We start from the raw sequence: 16,315 nt of genomic DNA, 5'->3' as shown, positions 1-16,315 counted from the left end.
TGCAGAAACGAAGGGAGATTGTCGTGACCGCCAAAGAGTCTTTTGCACAGTGGGAGAAGAGAGAGATCGATCGTCGACTGAACGATGAGCTGGAGGGCACATTTCCGGCAAGCGATCCACCCAAGATTACCCGCTTTTCCGCGAAGTCGCATGGCGCCCCGGACGATACACGGCAGGGCGCCCGTGTGCCCAAGTTGCGAATGAAGCACCGATCAATCTTGTGATGTTCAATCAAAATCCGCCGACGTCGCGTAGGACGCCGCAGCGCTGACGAAGCAATGAGGTCATGGGAGGATATCATGGCCGGACTGTGCGGTCTCGACTCTCAATACGACGCGTTCTTGTTTGCCTCAATATGCGAGACAGATCAGAGCAACTTGAGCGTCTTGTCACTACTCGCACGCCAGGACGTCGATCCCTGGCAGGAGGCGGCTCGCCTATCCAGCCTTTCAAAGGCTCAGGCAATACAAAGCTTTGCCGCGACGATTTCACAATCGAAGAGCGAGCAATGGTCTCCGTCGGAGGCAATCGTGCTCGCTGGTCCCTTGATCGATCTATTGCCGTCGCATGGCCGTCTCTCATCGGCAGCGCCCTGGGCAGGGGATGGAATCGGTGGCTTGACGGTGTGGCTGGTGGTCGGGGCGTTATTCATCTCGATCGCCATATCGGGAAACAACCTGCGGAATTCGACCAGGGACTCCGGCGAGCCGATCAACGTCGTCAGCAAGACTGCACGGGCGGATACGGCCACACGATCGTCGAGTAGAATCGGAACGGATTAGAGCGTCGCTCCGAATAGAACGAACCGGTCGAGAGAAGGGAGAGGCATCAATGGGACGCAAGATTGTCGCGGAGAACATCAAGTTGAAGCGCGCATACGATGATGTTCACTCCGGTGACGGCACGCGAATTCTGGTGGACCGTCTTTGGCCTCGCGGCGTCAGGAAAGTGGACGCGGCGATCGATCTGTGGGCCAAGGACGTGGCGCCTAGCACGGGGCTGCGGAAGTGGTTCGGGCACAATCCCGATCGTTGGACCGAGTTCCGCCGCCGTTACTCGGAAGAGATACGCCAGCACCGCGAGCGGCTTGACGAGCTACGCGCCCTTGCCCAGCGGGGGCGTATCACGCTCGTTTTCGCAGCGCATGATGCTGCTCACAACGATGCCGTCGTTCTTAGGGAAATCTTGCTCGGCCGGAGCACCTCCGGAGCGCCTTAGCCTCGCATCGGCCGGTAACCAAGCGCGATGCGAGACTTGACTATCTCGTGATTAGCAAAATGTTTCTCGCGCTCTCGATGGATCAAGGCCAAGTTCGCGCCGCGGATATAAAAACACCTAATCGCAGCGCCCGCGCGCCCGTATTGTCTGCGGTGAGAGTATGGGGAAAGACCCGTCAGGGCGTCCATGATCCGCGGTCGCAGAAGCCCCGCGGGCCGGACCGTTCTGCCCTACCTGCCTCCCCTAGCTGGAGCAGAGCGCGTGATTTTCGGCGGATCGCTCGCGGGAAATGTTTGTTCCAGCTGCCTGTCCAATTCCTCATCCAGTTCCCGTCTCTCGCGCTGTTCTCGGGTCTCAATTTCTCTTGTCACGACTAATCTCTCCTATCTCGGCGGACAACCAAACCTGTTGACCTTCTCCGCGACCGCGCTGAATGCGTGGTTGGCGAATGGATTTCTTGCGGCAAGGGGTTGCGACCGCAAGACGAGGCCCCTGCTTCACTGCGGGACCAGATTTGGGGGCTTCGGACCTCCGGGCGCGAGCACGCGATGCGGCGCACGCCCGGTTCACGAGCGGATTTGTCGATACCCCGGGCTGCGAGGAGAATGCTTGGAAACTCGATTAAACATCATTGCTCTCATGTATGGTCTAAAGACGGGATCCCAAGGCAGCTGCGGACTTTTGCCGCACAGTCACACTGCTGCGAACTCGATTCAGGCGAGCATCATCAGCCGCCGTCAGACCAGGAGGGATTGGTGGCGCACCGGGGTTCGACAAAAGAGGCTCGCGCCCGGTAGCCTCGTCTGCGCCTCATGGGCGTTAAGCTGCTTGCGTGCGCTCAGACTTCGCCAATACAAGCACGCTGCATGGCAGTGGAGACAAGGTCGACCCATCTGCCAGGCCATTGAAGTAGCGGGCGAGCGCTCCGTGATCTCGGCGACCGACGATAATCAGATCCGCGCCTGTCTCAACGGCGGCGAGCATTATCTGCTCCGCCGGCTTCCCGTAGTGCAGCTTGCCTGCTGCCGCGCATCCGGTGCCCGTGAGCTGCCTCACAGCCTCGTCGAGCACTGCCTGGGTCTCAACTCCCTGATTCACGAAGGACGATGCCCCCGCCTCGACGGCAAGCATTCGCTCGGGCGATTCAACGATCGCAACGAGATGAACTATCGAACCGCACGCGGCCGCCACATTCTGGGCATGAACGAGTGCGTCGCGGCCTTCCGGTGATCCATCAAAAACCAGGAGAATCCTTCTGTACATCAGAGTCCTTGGTTCGACATACGTTGAAGCTCGGAACGTCGACGGCACCGCAATGGTTCCTCGAGGGCATGGTCGGTCGGCATTTTTCTCGCTCCTGGTGCGCGGATCACGCTGAGGTCACCCTGCACGTCGATCAACATTCGACAAACGAAAACCGTCATCGGTTGATGCCGATTGACCGAAGGAAAATGGGGCGAGAATTCTTCAATCTAAACGACCATGGACGCACGACTTGCCGGGCGTTGCACCTAACATTCTCGTCGATGAGAACTGACAACATTTTTCGTTTGCAAGACTCGCACAATGGACGACAACTCAGGAGGCTCCATGGGGACGCCGAACGCGGACTATCACAACGGATGCAATGCCTCTGCCGCTCGAAATTTTCGCCAAGCATGCAATGAGCACCCCCGCGCTCACAGCGCCCCAACTGACATTGCTCCTTTTGGCAATTATTGTCTGCCTGGGCATTGCTCTCGTGTGGACCCTTTGGGAGATCGAGCACGATGCGAATCCGCGACACGATAGATATCGGTCGGATTAGGTATAGCCAATCGCAGCCCAGCAACGAGCTGATTGGATCAAAGTGGGCGCGATGGCACCCGTCGCGTCCACGTTCTCTCTTCGGCGCCCGACTAGTCTTCGCGGCCGACCTTGAGCACGGTTAGCTCGCGCCTTTCGCCGGTCCTGGTGCGGAACGAAATCGTCTGATTGACCGAAAGTCCCAGAAGTGCGACGCCAACCGGCGTCAGCACCGATACACGTCGGCATGCAATATCGGCATCAGGTGGATAAACTAGAACTACTTCTTGAACCTTTCCGGTCTGTTCATCCCGAAATTTCACTTTACTGCCGAAAGTGACGATATCGGGACGGAATTTATCTGCCGGCAGGACATGCGCTCGCTCGAGTTCCTCCCGAAGATATTCGCATACCTCGGCCATCGGCCCGCTTGCCACCGACGAGAGCGCCGATAGTCTGGCGAAATGATCAGCATCAATGGCAATCGGCGGTCTCATCTCAGCTACTCTGTCGCGCTGCATTTCCCACTCCTCAAGTCTTATCGAGCGATCCAGCTCTCTGCGAACACATCCGCTCCTAAGCCGCCTGAGGGCCGTCGTCATCGGACCCAGGAGAGCTAGTGGAAGCCCGACCGGAGCTGGGGCGGGATTTTGCCGGAAACAACAGGGGTGCTCCCGCCGGTGGCAGGACGCCTTCGACAATGACGGAATGAAGCCCGCCCTCGATACTGAAGAACTTCATACGCTGCCCAACTCTCATTCCGAGAAGGGCGGCACCAAGCGGCGAGAGGACCGATAGTTCCATCAGCCCGTTTCTAAGAGCTGGCGGGCACACCAGGATTTTGCTTTCCGGCTGCCGACCACCATCGACCCTGTAGGTCACCCACTCGTTGAGACGCACAGTACCATCCGGTACCTGGTTCGTATCGAACACGACGGCCCGCCGAATCTCTGACATCAGGAATCTGCCGACCGGATGACCTTCTTTCATGGCATCATCGGCTAACCGTTCAAGGCGCGCATGGTCTCGTCGCGCTATAGAGATCGAGGGCAATTGCTCGGTGGGTTCGAATTGAATGTTTGACATCGCGCAATACTCCTCAGTGTTCACGAGCCGGTAAGACGCCTTTGTCCGCCTCTTGGCGTTCGGTGGGGGCTAGACATATGCTTCGCATCCTCTGGGTTAGGTCGATCAGATTGTTCGCGTGCTGCCCCAGCGCACCTATCTGATTTCGATAATACGCGTTTGAAACCTCGATCGCTTCCACTGCAGTTTTGGCGCCTGCAAGTCGGGCAAGATGTGCAAATGACTGCAACGTGTTGTTGCCGGCCAGTTGCATGGTTTTGCGACTATGGTCTGCAATGCTGGCGACTACATCGCTCGCGGCGTTCATGTACACTCGCCCGATCTCTCTCACCTCTGTCATCGTTTGACTCCTTGTGTTAGCTCGATCGTGCGTCCTTTGCTGGACGCGCACTGACGCAGCTTCGTATCGCGGCGCACCTTCGCCGACAGGCTCATGTCAAGCGAGCGCGCAGCGCGTGCTACGCACTTCGTGACAGAGCAGGAAAGATTGTTTTAGAAGTAGTTAGCCCGGACAGCCATTAAGGCTACCCGGGTCACCTGCCAATTTGCAGGTGGCCCTCGACGCAATTTGGCTGATCGAGCGCAATGATATTCATGCCAACATACTTGGCGCGACGGTCTGCGAAATCAAGATACTCCGTTGGTCCGCGCCGTTTTGTCGCGAATTGCTTCGTACCTTCGTACTTAGACACCTTCCGATCTCCGCGGAATGAAAACGCGATGAGATAACGGCTTCCCATCGCGATCAAGTTGTCCTGCCCGTGAAACCTCCCCCGGAATCAACAACGAACGAGGTGGCTCTCGCCTGACATCTCAGACGATAAAGCGCGGGCTTGTGATCTGGATAGCGCGTCATTCGGAGAACGCGCACAACCCCACCGTCGTGCGGTCACGTTGCCCCGCCCAATTGCACAGCGCGCTCGGTGGCTCTTATCGCTGCGACTTTTGCGCGCTGCCGCATTGGATCTGTGTCGCTCAGCCCAGCGTTTCATTGCATCGAACGGTCAAATAGATTCGTTTGTCGACTGGGGCGGCCGATGGGAAAGTGTCGCTTTCCGGGAGAAGAGTACCATGACCAGCGCTGGACAGAGACGCCCTGATCGACCGTCCATAGTTCTAACGAGAATGGACCGACAAAAGCTGCTCAGGCTGCTTCAAGACTATCCGACGAGGAGCGTCGGTACCGATTGCCTTCTTCGAGACGAGATTGATCGCGCCGATATGATTTCAGACACCGCCGCATGGAGTTCGGCCGTCAGACTGGGATGCGAGGTGAAGTTCGTCGAGCTTGGAACCTCACATATTCGTCGCGGTCGTCTCGTACTTCCGGACGAAACCAGAACCGCTCATTGCATCTCGGTTCTAAGTCCGATTGGTACCGCCCTCATTGGACTTGGACCTGGGCAGTCAATTCATTGGACCGAGTCTGGTAGGGAACGAGGCCTCGCGGTGCTTGAAGTGCGGGCGAGCGGAGTATCACCACCGACCTAATCGGGGGGCACAGCGTGTCGATGATGCATGGTAACGGTCTTGGCGGCGTTGCCTTAGCGCTTCGCTAATGCTGACGCGATTGCGCGTGCTCTTACTGCGCGAGCGGCCACACTTTCCTATCGAGCTAGTTCCCCGTGCTTGCAGCCTTCCGCAATGCGACGAGTGCCGCCTCCAACGCTGCGGCATCAACGTTTGTCGCGTGTGTGGCGTAAACGGGGAATGAGAACCGAGGCGCGCCAGGAACGAGGTGAAGTTTCCGCTCGGCAAGATATGACTGAACCGCATGCATTCGGAAGTATCCGGAGCCTCCCTCCAGGAGAATATAGCTCAGCGCAAGCGGACCGAGATTTGTTACGAGACTCGGCACGGTTTCCGGAAAGCTCACTGCATGATGAAGAGCGAACTCAGAACCCCATTCGACGTGAACATATCGAGGATCGTTCTCGTGATACTTCGCGAGATCGGTGGTCACGAGTACGAGTTCTTCCTCCATGACCAGATCGACCTCCAACCCTGGTCGATGTTGGGGAGCGTACATGATCGCGATATCTACAAGCCCGGCAGCAACGTGCGTAATCAAATCCTGAGGAACGTCGACGTGAACACGAAGCGCAATGTCTGGGTTTGATCGCCTCAACTCCCTGACCCATTCGATCAAAAGCGGCCGCCATAAGCTGACTTCGCTTCCAATCGTCAAGACAGCGCTGTGTCCTTCCGGCACTGCCACTTGCTGTTTTGCACGCTGCCACAATTGCACGAAACTCGGCGCGAACCGAAGGAACTGTTCACCAGCCGGCGTGAGGCTCGCACCGCCCTTGTTTCTAACGAACAGCGGGCGCCCGAGCTGCTGCTCGAGGAGGCGCACGCGCGCGCTGACCGTGGTCTGGGCAACATGCAAGCGGTCGGCAGCTTTGATGAAACTACCGGTTGACACGATCTCGATGAAAGTTCTGGCGAGTTCGATATCCATCGTTTCATAGCATAATTGCTGCAGCAAAATGTCAATTGAATTCGTTTATTTGCTTTGTTCGTGCGATCGGCGGGATTGAACTACGGCCAGGCCATTATTCCTCATGGCTTTAAATGGCCGACGTTCCACAAGCGCCGCCGCAAGGAAGCGTCCGTCCCAAGCAAATCAAGATCGAGTGCGACCGAATCTTCTTGCCAAAGGCCGGCGGATCGATCCCCGATCCATCGGCCGGTCGCCGGCCACCTACCCGCCGCCCCTGACGTCGGACCTGCCTTTTCGCCGAAAGTCTATGCCGCCGAAATCCCGCAGCCGGAACCCAAGGGCGAGACGCCCATTGGTCTCGACTGGGTACGTTGAATGGCTCGGATCGAAGACTATGCGTTGATCGGCGATTGTGAGACCGGAGCCCTGGTTGGGCGCGACGGGTCGATCGATTGGCTCTGCCTGCCTCGTTTCGATTTCGATAGCTGCTTCGGACGGCTCCTCGGCAACGAGGAGAACGGGTACTGGAAGCTTTGTCCGGTCTATGGACATCCAAGCGAGCGCCGCTACCGGCCAGGGACGCTGATCCTGGAGACGGTCTTCACCACCGATCGGGGGCGTGTCCGCCTCACCGATTTCATGCCTCCAAAGACAGACGTTTCAAAGGTCGTGCGGATCGTCGAGGGCCTCGAGGGCAAGGTCGACATGCGCAGCGAGCTGGTCGCGCGCTTCGACTACGGCATCAGCGTGCCATGGGTCAGTCGCATTGAAGACGGGGCGCTCAGCCTAGTTGCGGGGGACTCGATGCTGCTGTTGAGAACCGAAGCGCCCATGCGCGGCGAGTCCATGAAGAGCATCAGCTCGTTTTCGGTCAAGAAGGGGCAGCGCGTCGCTTTCGTCCTTTCCTACCAGATTTCGTACCAGGACCCTGCGGCTGCCGAGGATCCAGGCGCGCTATTGGGCGCAACGGACCGTTTCTGGCGCGAGTGGTCTGGCCGCTGCGAAGCAGCAGGAGCGTACTCCGATGCTGTTCAGCGCTCTTTGATCACTCTGAAGGCACTGACGTTCGCCCCGAGCAGCGGCATGGTTGCCGCGGCGACGACCTCCCTTCCTGAGAAGATCGGCGGCCCAAGAAACTGGGATTATCGGTTCTGCTGGGTGCGCGATGCCACGCTGACCCTCTTGGCCCTCATGGGAGCTGGGTACTACGACGAGGCGCGCGCCTGGCGAGATTGGCTCGTCCGCGCTGTGGCGGGAAGCCCCAAGCAACTCCAGATCATGTACGCGGTCACGGGCGAGCGCCGGCTGACCGAGTGGGAGGTGCCGTGGCTCTCGGGATATGAAGGTTCGAAGCCGGTGCGCATCGGAAACGCGGCGCACACCCAGCTTCAGCTCGATGTCTACGGCGAGTTGATGGACGCTCTCTATCAGGCGCGTCGCGGCGGGCTTCATGAGAACAAGCGGGCATGGGCGATCCAATGTGCCCTGCTCGACCATCTCAAAGGCATCTGGACCGAACCAGACGAAGGCATTTGGGAAGTTCGCGGCGGCGCCAAGCACTTCACCTACTCGAAGATCATGGCGTGGGTGGCCTTCGATCGTGCCATCAAGTCGGCGGCCGAGTTCGGCATGCATGGGCCGGTACGAGAGTGGGAAGCACAACGCGCCGCGATCCACGAAGATGTGTGTCGGCACGGTTACGATGAACATCGGCAGAGTTTCGTGCAGGTGTATGGCGAGCCGCAGCTCGATGCCAGCCTACTGCTGATTCCGGCAGTCGGCTTCTTGCCGCCCGATGATCCGCGCGTGATCTCGACCATCAAGGCGATCGAGCGGGAATTGCTCCAGGACGGTTTCGTCCGCCGATATGACACGGGTGCAACAAAGGACGGTCTCCCGCCCGGCGAAGGCATGTTCCTCGCCTGCAGCTTCTGGCTTGCCGACGCGTATCACCTGATTGGCCGTGACGCGGATGCCAAGGCCTTGTTCGAGCGGCTTCTGGCGCTGCGCAATGACATTGGCCTGCTCTCGGAAGAGTACGACGTCGAACGCCGGCGCTTCGTCGGGAATTTCCCACAGGCGTTCTCGCACATCGCACTGGTGAGTACGGCCCACAACCTCACACACCGCGAGAAACCCTCTGAGCACCGCGGCAGCAAGAAGCCGGTTCCCAGCAAAGGACAGCAGGCGACGAACTCGCTTTAGGAGGCAACCATGGCTGAGAGCACGACCGACCCCACAGCACCAGCCCTCCCCGGCGAACGTCCTCGACCCGCAGCCCGTTTTCCGGTCGTGCTGGAGGGCCAGCCAGCCCTCGTCACCGGCGCAAACTCTGGGATCGGCCGTGTCGCCCTGGGTCTCGCCGCCTCTGGCGCCGACGTTGCCGTCAACTACATCGTGGACCCGCAAGCGGCTGAAGACGTGGCCCACCGGATCGAAGCGTTGGGTCGGAAGGCGATCACGGTCAAGGCGGACGTCAGCAGTGAGGAGGACGTCCAGTCGATGTTTGCCCGCGCTGTCGAGCACTTCGGGACACTGCACATCGTGGTCAGCAATGCGGGTCTGCAGCGCGATGCTCCATTCCATGACATGACTCTCGAACAATGGAATAAGGTCATCGGCGTCAACCTGACCGGCCAGTTTCTCTGCGCCAGGGAAGCCATCCGCGAATTCAAGAGGCGAGGTGTCGTGAAGGACGTCTCCGTCGCGGCCGGCAAGCTCGTCTGCATGAGCTCTGTCCATCAGGAGATACCCTGGGCGGGGCACGCAAACTATGCAGCCTCGAAAGGCGCCGTCATGCAGATGATGCGAAGCGTGGCCCGGGAGGTGGCTCCGCTCGCCATTCGTGTCAACGGGATTGCACCGGGCGCCATTCGCACGCCCATCAACCGGCCGGCCTGGGAGACCAAAGAGGCCTACGAAAGCCTGATGACCTTGGTGCCCTATAAGCGCATAGGAGAGCCAGACGACATCGCCCAGGCGGTCGCGTGGTTGGTGTCGGACGCCGCCGACTACGTGACGGGCGCGACCCTGTTCATCGACGGCGGCATGATGCTCTTCCCCGGCTTTGCGACCGGAGGGTAGGTCGTCACCGCTGATGGAGCATGTCTCGGGCCGCCTCGACGCCTGAATTCCCCAACATGCCGGCAGCAGCCGGCGACCGCTTCGCACGTTACACGTCTGCTTCCCGGGGACCGGGAAGAGGGATTTTCGGCTATTCCAACCGGCAAGCGCTTGCACAATAAACGAAGCAAATGACTCAAGCGGTCGTCAACATCGTCGATCTTTGCGTCCCCTCGTGGGAGCGGAGGCAACCAGCAAGTGCGCTTTCTCCCCTCCCGTCGGAATTTTTCGGTCGTGCGTGCGCCAACCGGAGGCGGCTCCGCCCTTCTTCAGAAGGTCTGCTCACACTGGATGCAGCAAGATTTTTCCTGATCTCCCGGTGCACACGTCGTGCACACTCCGTCTGCTAACCGACTGAATAACTTGAACTCTCGCTCCAATCCATCATCGGAGCTACAGAAAGACAGAAGTCCCACCATTTCAAGGAATCACGAGATCCTCTTAGCGGATGAAACATCAAACGCGCACTCGAAATTAGCCGAAATTGCACACGTTTGTATTCACCTTGATCTTTCAGTGCGCACGTAGCGCACACGAAATAAGGAGTTCACAGGGCATGGCTGCGCTCATCCAACTGCCAGCATCGATCACAGTGAATTACCAAGGCCAAAAGCCACTGCAAGGGCCAGTGCGTTCTGTGCCATCGACATTCGTCCGGGAGCATGTACGAGGTCGGCGTGCCCCGACGTCTCAAGACTGCAGCATTGGCTGAAGAAGTTCTAGAGAAACTCGAAACCGTCCCAGCCGAGTCGATCAAGAGAACATGATCGCCATCCTCTTCTTCGACTTCGCTAGCTCAAGATGATTTTTGGCTCTTTCGACTATCTCACAATAGTCCAAGTTTTATCTGCCTTCACTAGCTGACTACTGAACGCCGTGGTTGAATAAATCAACGTGGCGCTCTCTCACGTGCCATTCCTCCTTCGGTTTCGCGGCAACCAACGCGGAGGCTGATGCTAAACGCGCTGTGGTGCGCACTCGGAATGATTGGTGTCGCGTGATGGGAAGCGCGCAGCCGGAACGTTCACACGATAGGAGAAAGGTCATGCCGCGGCGTCCGGCAAAGGTTACACAAGCCGACCTAGCTCGCGCGATCCGCGCCGCCAAGGAAGCCGGCGCGAGCGCGGTCAGCGTCGATGCAGACGGCGTTATTCGGATCGCGCTGATCTCGAGCGCCGCGCCAGCCCTGCCCACAACAAGTCTCGACGAAATATGGGTACCATCGGAGGCGTTGCAGCGTTACCTGAAGCGCACCGAAAGCGGGTGAAAGGCACCTTATGCAATTGATGCGGACTCAACGCGTCGCTAGACTCCAGGCATTGGTTTACGGAGACCGCCAATGCTTGGAACTGAGAAACGCGCCCCCGGGGATCTGCGCAGGTATCTCTACTTCGATTATTCTGCGCGGGGCGCGCTGCGCTGGTATGTGAAGGTGAGCGCCAAGGGCCGCCGGATCGGCATCAGTGAGGAATACGGCACCGAAGCGTTCGACATCGCCTACGACGCGGCGATCTCGGTGCTCGGCGGAGTGAAGCGTATGCGTCGGGTGAAGCCCACGGTGAAGCCGGACCAGCCGGAGCGGCGTTATCTTCATGTTGACGTCAGCCAATGGGGACAGGTGCGCTATTACGTGCAACTGCGCAACAAGCTGCCGAAGATCCGGATCAAGGCCGAATTCGGCTTACCCGAATTCAACGCCGAGGTCGATACCGCTGTCGCCGCCCAAATCGCGCTCTATGGCAACGAGGGCGATTACATCAACGCGCAGAAGCAGCGCAACGAGCCACGCCCTACTCTGCCCGCGACGCCGCCGAAGCCGGGTACCTTGCGATGGTACTGGAGCGTGTACAAGGAGAGCGACCACTGGTTTGGCGATCTCAGCGTCGGCCAACAAGGCCTTGCGGACTCAACGCGACTTCAGCGCACCGGGCTGATTGAGTCGCTGCTGCCGGAAAACGGCGAGAAGCCATTTGCGGTGCTGACTCGCAGGGTCATCAAGGCCGAGATGAAAGCGCGCACACCGTCACAAGCGGGCAACCTGCTGTCGGCGCTGCGCGGCATGATCCGCTGGATGATCGATGAAGGTCATCTCGACGAGGACGACGATCCGACCATTGGGCTGAAGTCCGGCAAGGCGAAGGCGAGCCGCGAGAGCGGCGGTTTCCTGCCCTGGACCGAGGAGGACATGGCACTCTTTCGGGCGAGGTGGTCGCTCGGCACCGAGGCGCGGCTGATGTTCGACATCCTGCACTACACCTTCCTCCGGCTTGGTGACGCGCACCGCTTCGGGCCGCCGCATCTACGACAGATTGTCCGCAAGATGGCCGTGCAGATCACGACCGAGAAGAGCCGAGGCAACACCACTGTGACGGTGCCAGTGCACCCGGAGTTCGCTGACAGCCTGCGGGCGGCGCGGGCGGCGGGGATCATAGGCGCGGAGGTGTTCACCGGCAAGAAGCTGCGCGGCCGGGTACTGCCTATGAACAAGAAGGCATGGGCGATGAAGTTCAAGAAGTACGCGGTCCTGGCCGGCGTCAACGAGCCCAAGAAAAGCTGCCATGGGGTCCGCAAGGCGCGGGCCGAGGTGGCCGCGTATGCCGACTGCACCGAGAGCCAGATGATGGCGATGTTCGGCTGGACCGATCCGAAAATGCCCGCGCACTACATCGGAAGGGCGAACCGGGAGAAGCTCGGGATGAGCGGCATGGAGAAGATCGTGGCGTTCGATCATAGCCAGTCGCTGGATGAATTCATGTTCGCGCCCGGCGCGAACACAGCCGGAACAGCCAGCGAGAACAGAGTAGTAACTTTGCGTAGTAACTCACGCAAAAAAGTCTAGCGATTTCAATGCCAAAACTGGGTTTATGGTGCGCTCGGAGGGACTCGAACCCCCACGGTGTTACCCACTGCCACCTCAAGGCAGCGCGTCTACCAGTTCCGCCACGAGCGCTAGGAGATGCCGGCCTGAGGTCGTTAGGCTGGCCGGATCAGCGGCCGCCGATCTAACAAATCCATCAGGGGGATACAAGCCTGCAAGGGCCCCGAATTCCACAAGCTTGGCAGGAAAGTTTCCGGCCCCTTCCCCAGGGATCGGCCCTATCGGGCGCCCAGGACGCTCCCGCGTGCCCGGCCCGCGACCGCGTCCCCGGGGCGCTACCGCGTCCCCGGCGTGCGCGGCAGCATCTGCTTGACCTCGACCGCGATCCGGTTGCGATCGACCAGCACGACGCCGGAGGCGACCGGCAAATTGTTGGCCAAGACCTTGACCTCGTCGGCCTCGGTTGCGTCCAGCTCGATGATGGCGCCGCGGGAAAGACGTAATACCTGATGGATCGGCATGGTGGTCGTGCCGAGGACGACCATGAGATCCACGGTGACTTTATCGAGAGTGGGCACTGTCAGGACCGCCGCAACTTGGGACTTTGAACCAAAGGACTTGGTATTTGCTCCCGTGATGATCACCACGTTATGGTTAGCCAATGGTTAATTCGCCTAAAAGCCCCCGCCAAAACCAGCGTCAAGAGCTGGATTTGACGTCGTTTTCCGCCGCCAGCGGCGAGCCCGTCGCGTGGCATATCTCGGACGCTCCGGTGCCCTATCCGGACGCGGTGGCCGCCATGGAGGCCCGCGTCGCGGCGATCGCCGCAGGCGAGGCTCCCGAGTTGGTCTGGCTGCTCGAACATCCCCCGCTCTACACCTCCGGCACCTCGGGCAAGGAATCCGACCTGCTCGATCCCCGATTCCCGACCTTTGCGACTGGACGGGGCGGCCAGCTCACCTACCACGGCCCCGGCCAGCGGGTGGCCTATGTCATGCTCGACCTCAAGCGCCGCCGGCCGGACGTCCGGGCCTATGTCGCGAGCCTGGAGGAGCTGATTCTGCGCACGCTGGCCGCCTTCAACGTCCGCGGCGAGCGGCGCGAGGACCGGGTCGGCGTCTGGGTGAAGCGGCCCGACAAGGGGCCTGAGCACGAGGACAAGATCGCGGCGATCGGCGTCCGGCTGAAGCGCTGGGTGTCATTCCATGGCATTGCCATCAACATCGAGCCGGAGCTGTCGCACTTCGACGGCATCGTGCCTTGCGGCGTCGCCGATCCCCGCTACGGCGTCACCTCGCTGGTCGATCTCGGCCAGCTCGTGACCATGGCCGATGTCGACATCGCGCTCCGGCAGGCGTTCGAGGAGCTGTTCGGGCCGACCCGCGCGCTGCTGCCGGAAGCGGCAGTCTAACATTTATTTGTTCGAGGCCGATCGCGCGTGCTCTCCGCTCGCCGCGGAATCGGCTATGTTTGATTCTGGTGCCGCCCACGCCTCCCCCCCTCCGCCGGGAAAGCAGACGTCATGCCGGGCGATTCGATCATCGGACCGACTGTTCGAGCGCCAGGCATAAGGAGGGATTGCGCTTTCTGCTCGCAATGGGAGGTTCTCTCGATGAAGTTGTCTGCACCCATTTATCGTCTGAAGCGAAACGCAAAGCGCCTGTCGCACGAGCAAGGCATTCCGCTCCACGCCGCGCTTGACCGCATCGCCACGGCGGAAGGCTTTTCCGCCTGGAGCATGCTGGCGGCGAAAGCTGCCGCGGTGACGCCGGCCAACAGGCTGTTTCCGCAATTCCGGCCGGGCGACCTCGTGCTGGTCGGCGCTCGCCCCGGGCAAGGTAAGACACTGATGAGCCTCGAGCTTGCCGTCGAAGCCATGCGGTCGGGCCATCGCGCTGCGTTCTTCTCGCTCGAATATACCGAGAAAGACGTTCTGGACCGCCTCAGCGCGATCGGCGTAGACCCCGTGCAGTTCGACAAACTGTTCGAGATCGATTGCTCAGACGCCATCAGCGCCGACTACGTCGTGAAGCAAATGGCCGCAGCTCCCCGCGGCACAGTCGTGGTGATCGACTATCTGCAACTGCTCGACCAGAGGCGGGACAACCCCGACCTCTCCGTTCAGGTGCGCGCGCTGAAATCGTTCGCACGCGACGGGGGATTGATCGTCGTCTTTATCGCACAGATCGATCGATCCTATGATCCCTCAGTCAAGCCCTGCCCCGATCTCAGCGATGTCAGGCTGCCGAATCCGCTGGACCTGAAGCTGTTCGACAAGACGTGCTTCCTGAACAATTCCGAGGTTCAGTTCCGGGCGGCGAGCTGAAATTCGGGCCGCGGGTGAGATCATCACCCGCGGCTTCCTGTCTCACGCCGCCTTAAGCGAAACCTCGAGCTTGCCGGCGATGTAGCGCCGCTCCTGGGTCAGGCCGCCAAAGCCATAGGCATCGCCCTTGACCTCGTCGACGTGCAGATAGGTCTCGGGATGCAGCGGGCCCAAAATCTCGGCCATGCGCTTGAACATGGCAGCGAGATAGGCAGCTTTCTCGTCCTTGGTGTTGGTGCCTTCGCTGACGTGGATGTCGATCCAGTAGCTCGCAAGCTTGTGCTCGGCGAGCGACTTGCCGCCGGCGAACCAGTCGCCCGCATCGACCGATTTCACGATGATGGCGGTCACCTCGGGATCCTTGTGCAGGATCTTTGCGGTGAGCTCGGACACGGCGTTCGCGATGTCGGCCTTCAGCGACGGCGACTGGCGGGACGTGGTGTAGGATACGGTGATCAGGGGCATGATGGTTCTCCCAAGAATGTCGCGCGATTTGCGCGGCGTCGATGAGAAGCTAGACCTCCCCTCATCATTTTGGTATCTTATCTCTGTTGATACCAGTGATAAAGCCTTATAATGACAGCTACGCTCGACATCGCCACCGTTCAGGCTTTTCTGCTGGTTGCCGACCTCCAGAGCTTTACGCGCGCCGCCGAAGCGCTCGGCACGACGCAGGCGGCGGTCAGCCTCAAGCTGCAACGGCTGGAGGCGTTACTGGGAAAACGTCTCGTCGAGCGTTCGCCGCGCGCGGTCCGGCTCACCGCCGACGGCGCCGCGTTCCTCGATCGCGCCCGCGCGCTGATCGCGGCGCATGACCGCGCGCTGTCGGGTGAGGCGGCGACCGCGCAGTCGCTTTCCCTCGGCATCTCCGACCACGCCGCGGGCCCTGAGCTGGTGCCGCTGCTCGAACGACTGCATGCGATGTCTGCGAATCTCACCCTCGCCGTCACCATCGGCTTCTCGCGCGAAATGCAGGATGCTTATGACGCGGGAGAACTCGACGCCGTGATCGTCCGCCAGGAAGGCAGCCGCCGCGGCGGCAAAAAATTGGCCGAGGACGAGTTTGGCTGGTTTGCCGCACGCCGCCTCACGCTGCCGAAGGGCGAGCCGCTGCCGCTCGCAACGCTCGCCCCGCCCTGCGGCGTCCGCGCCATCGCCGTGCGCGCGCTCGACAAAGCCGGCATCGCCTGGCGCGAACGCTTTGTCGGCGGCGGCGTCGCCGCGGTGGTGGCGGCCGCGCTTGCCGGGCTCGCCATCGCACCGCTGGCGCGGCGGATCGCACCTCCCGGATTGATCGACATCGGGCCGGCGCAGAAGCTGCCGAAACTCGGCAGCTCGAAGGTGATGCTACATTCGAAGGTCAGCGATCCCGCCAAGCTGGCGGCGCTGCGCGCGGTGGCGGCGACCTTCCGGAGCATGCCGGCTTGAGACCGCGAACGCTCACAAGATCGCTTCGAGCGCGCTGCGTGGCGTCTCGTGGGGGGTGGTGGCCGATCTGCATACGGCCCCTGATGTT

Annotated in this window: 18 protein-coding genes and 1 tRNA gene; 11 read left to right on the top strand and 8 right to left on the bottom strand. The window is 60.5% G+C overall.

Annotated features, from left to right (window positions below):
* Positions 1-23 precede the first annotated feature (23 nt).
* From ACNJX8_RS17735 to ACNJX8_RS17725, 3 genes are all read left to right on the top strand, one after another.
* On the top strand, positions 24-224 hold the full coding sequence (locus ACNJX8_RS17735) for a hypothetical protein (RefSeq protein WP_439361487.1): 201 nt from the start codon (positions 24-26) through the stop codon (positions 222-224).
* Positions 225-299: 75 nt separating this feature from the next.
* Positions 300-782 (top strand): hypothetical protein, encoded by a 483-nt coding sequence (locus ACNJX8_RS17730; RefSeq protein WP_439361486.1) that lies wholly within the window; start codon positions 300-302, stop codon positions 780-782.
* 49 nt (positions 783-831) lie between these two features.
* A complete protein-coding gene (locus ACNJX8_RS17725; protein ID WP_439361485.1) occupies positions 832-1,218 on the top strand; it encodes a DUF488 domain-containing protein in 387 nt (128 codons plus the stop codon).
* A gap of 819 nt (positions 1,219-2,037) precedes the next feature.
* On the opposite strand, the gene ACNJX8_RS17720 is transcribed toward ACNJX8_RS17725, so the two are convergent.
* The 4 genes from ACNJX8_RS17720 to ACNJX8_RS17705 all read right to left on the bottom strand — a co-directional run bounded on the left by ACNJX8_RS17720 (position 2,038) and on the right by ACNJX8_RS17705 (position 4,429).
* Positions 2,038-2,481, bottom strand: a complete 444-nt coding sequence (locus ACNJX8_RS17720) for a universal stress protein (RefSeq protein ID WP_439361927.1) — start codon at positions 2,479-2,481, stop codon at positions 2,038-2,040.
* A 635-nt stretch (positions 2,482-3,116) separates the two neighbouring features.
* The gene (gene rnk / locus ACNJX8_RS17715) at positions 3,117-3,524 is read right to left on the bottom strand and encodes a nucleoside diphosphate kinase regulator (protein WP_439361484.1); all 408 of its coding nucleotides are present in this window, start codon (positions 3,522-3,524) and stop codon (positions 3,117-3,119) included.
* A gap of 55 nt (positions 3,525-3,579) precedes the next feature.
* Positions 3,580-4,089: a GreA/GreB family elongation factor gene (locus ACNJX8_RS17710; protein ID WP_439361483.1), complete on the bottom strand. Its 510-nt coding sequence runs from the start codon at positions 4,087-4,089 to the stop codon at positions 3,580-3,582.
* A gap of 13 nt (positions 4,090-4,102) precedes the next feature.
* Positions 4,103-4,429, bottom strand: a complete 327-nt coding sequence (locus ACNJX8_RS17705) for a phasin family protein (protein ID WP_439361482.1) — start codon at positions 4,427-4,429, stop codon at positions 4,103-4,105.
* 731 nt (positions 4,430-5,160) lie between these two features.
* Between ACNJX8_RS17705 and ACNJX8_RS17700 the strand changes: the two genes are divergently transcribed.
* Positions 5,161-5,580: a GreA/GreB family elongation factor gene (locus tag ACNJX8_RS17700; RefSeq protein WP_439361481.1), complete on the top strand. Its 420-nt coding sequence runs from the start codon at positions 5,161-5,163 to the stop codon at positions 5,578-5,580.
* Between the two features lie 124 nt (positions 5,581-5,704).
* Here ACNJX8_RS17700 and ACNJX8_RS17695 read toward each other — a convergent pair whose 3' ends face one another.
* Entirely contained in the window at positions 5,705-6,550 is an 846-nt protein-coding gene (locus ACNJX8_RS17695; RefSeq protein ID WP_439361480.1) for a LysR family transcriptional regulator, read from the bottom strand.
* Between the two features lie 357 nt (positions 6,551-6,907).
* On the opposite strand from ACNJX8_RS17695, the gene ACNJX8_RS17690 reads away from it, so the two are divergent.
* From ACNJX8_RS17690 to ACNJX8_RS17675, 4 genes are all read left to right on the top strand, one after another.
* A complete protein-coding gene (locus tag ACNJX8_RS17690) occupies positions 6,908-8,737 on the top strand; it encodes a glycoside hydrolase family 15 protein (protein ID WP_439361479.1) in 1,830 nt (609 codons plus the stop codon).
* Between the two features lie 9 nt (positions 8,738-8,746).
* On the top strand, positions 8,747-9,616 hold the full coding sequence (locus tag ACNJX8_RS17685; protein ID WP_439361478.1) for a glucose 1-dehydrogenase: 870 nt from the start codon (positions 8,747-8,749) through the stop codon (positions 9,614-9,616).
* A gap of 1,084 nt (positions 9,617-10,700) precedes the next feature.
* Positions 10,701-10,922: a hypothetical protein gene (locus tag ACNJX8_RS17680; RefSeq protein ID WP_439361477.1), complete on the top strand. Its 222-nt coding sequence runs from the start codon at positions 10,701-10,703 to the stop codon at positions 10,920-10,922.
* Between the two features lie 165 nt (positions 10,923-11,087).
* On the top strand, positions 11,088-12,494 hold the full coding sequence (locus tag ACNJX8_RS17675) for a tyrosine-type recombinase/integrase (RefSeq protein WP_439361476.1): 1,407 nt from the start codon (positions 11,088-11,090) through the stop codon (positions 12,492-12,494).
* Positions 12,495-12,520: 26 nt separating this feature from the next.
* Here ACNJX8_RS17675 and ACNJX8_RS17670 read toward each other — a convergent pair.
* Positions 12,521-12,605, bottom strand: a tRNA-Leu gene (locus tag ACNJX8_RS17670).
* Positions 12,606-12,808: 203 nt separating this feature from the next.
* Positions 12,809-13,051, bottom strand: coding sequence for a FliM/FliN family flagellar motor switch protein (locus ACNJX8_RS17665; RefSeq protein WP_011088012.1), 243 nt, complete (start codon positions 13,049-13,051; stop codon positions 12,809-12,811).
* 83 nt (positions 13,052-13,134) lie between these two features.
* On the opposite strand from ACNJX8_RS17665, the gene lipB reads away from it, so the two are divergent.
* A complete protein-coding gene (lipB, locus tag ACNJX8_RS17660; RefSeq protein ID WP_439361475.1) occupies positions 13,135-13,884 on the top strand; it encodes a lipoyl(octanoyl) transferase LipB in 750 nt (249 codons plus the stop codon).
* Positions 13,885-14,085: 201 nt separating this feature from the next.
* Positions 14,086-14,799: a DNA helicase gene (locus ACNJX8_RS17655; protein ID WP_164940030.1), complete on the top strand. Its 714-nt coding sequence runs from the start codon at positions 14,086-14,088 to the stop codon at positions 14,797-14,799.
* Positions 14,800-14,841: 42 nt separating this feature from the next.
* On the opposite strand, the gene ACNJX8_RS17650 is transcribed toward ACNJX8_RS17655, so the two are convergent.
* The gene (locus tag ACNJX8_RS17650) at positions 14,842-15,264 is read right to left on the bottom strand and encodes a tautomerase family protein (protein ID WP_439361474.1); all 423 of its coding nucleotides are present in this window, start codon (positions 15,262-15,264) and stop codon (positions 14,842-14,844) included.
* Between the two features lie 111 nt (positions 15,265-15,375).
* Here ACNJX8_RS17650 and ACNJX8_RS17645 point away from each other — a divergent pair, with 111 nt between their 5' ends.
* On the top strand, positions 15,376-16,227 hold the full coding sequence (locus ACNJX8_RS17645; RefSeq protein WP_439361473.1) for a LysR family transcriptional regulator: 852 nt from the start codon (positions 15,376-15,378) through the stop codon (positions 16,225-16,227).
* The last annotated feature ends 88 nt before the right edge of the window (positions 16,228-16,315 follow it).

Source organism: Bradyrhizobium sp. SPXBL-04, from assembly GCF_051853035.1.
Lineage (GTDB): Bacteria > Pseudomonadota > Alphaproteobacteria > Rhizobiales > Xanthobacteraceae > Bradyrhizobium > Bradyrhizobium zhanjiangense.
This window is presented reverse-complemented; position numbering and strand designations above follow the sequence as displayed.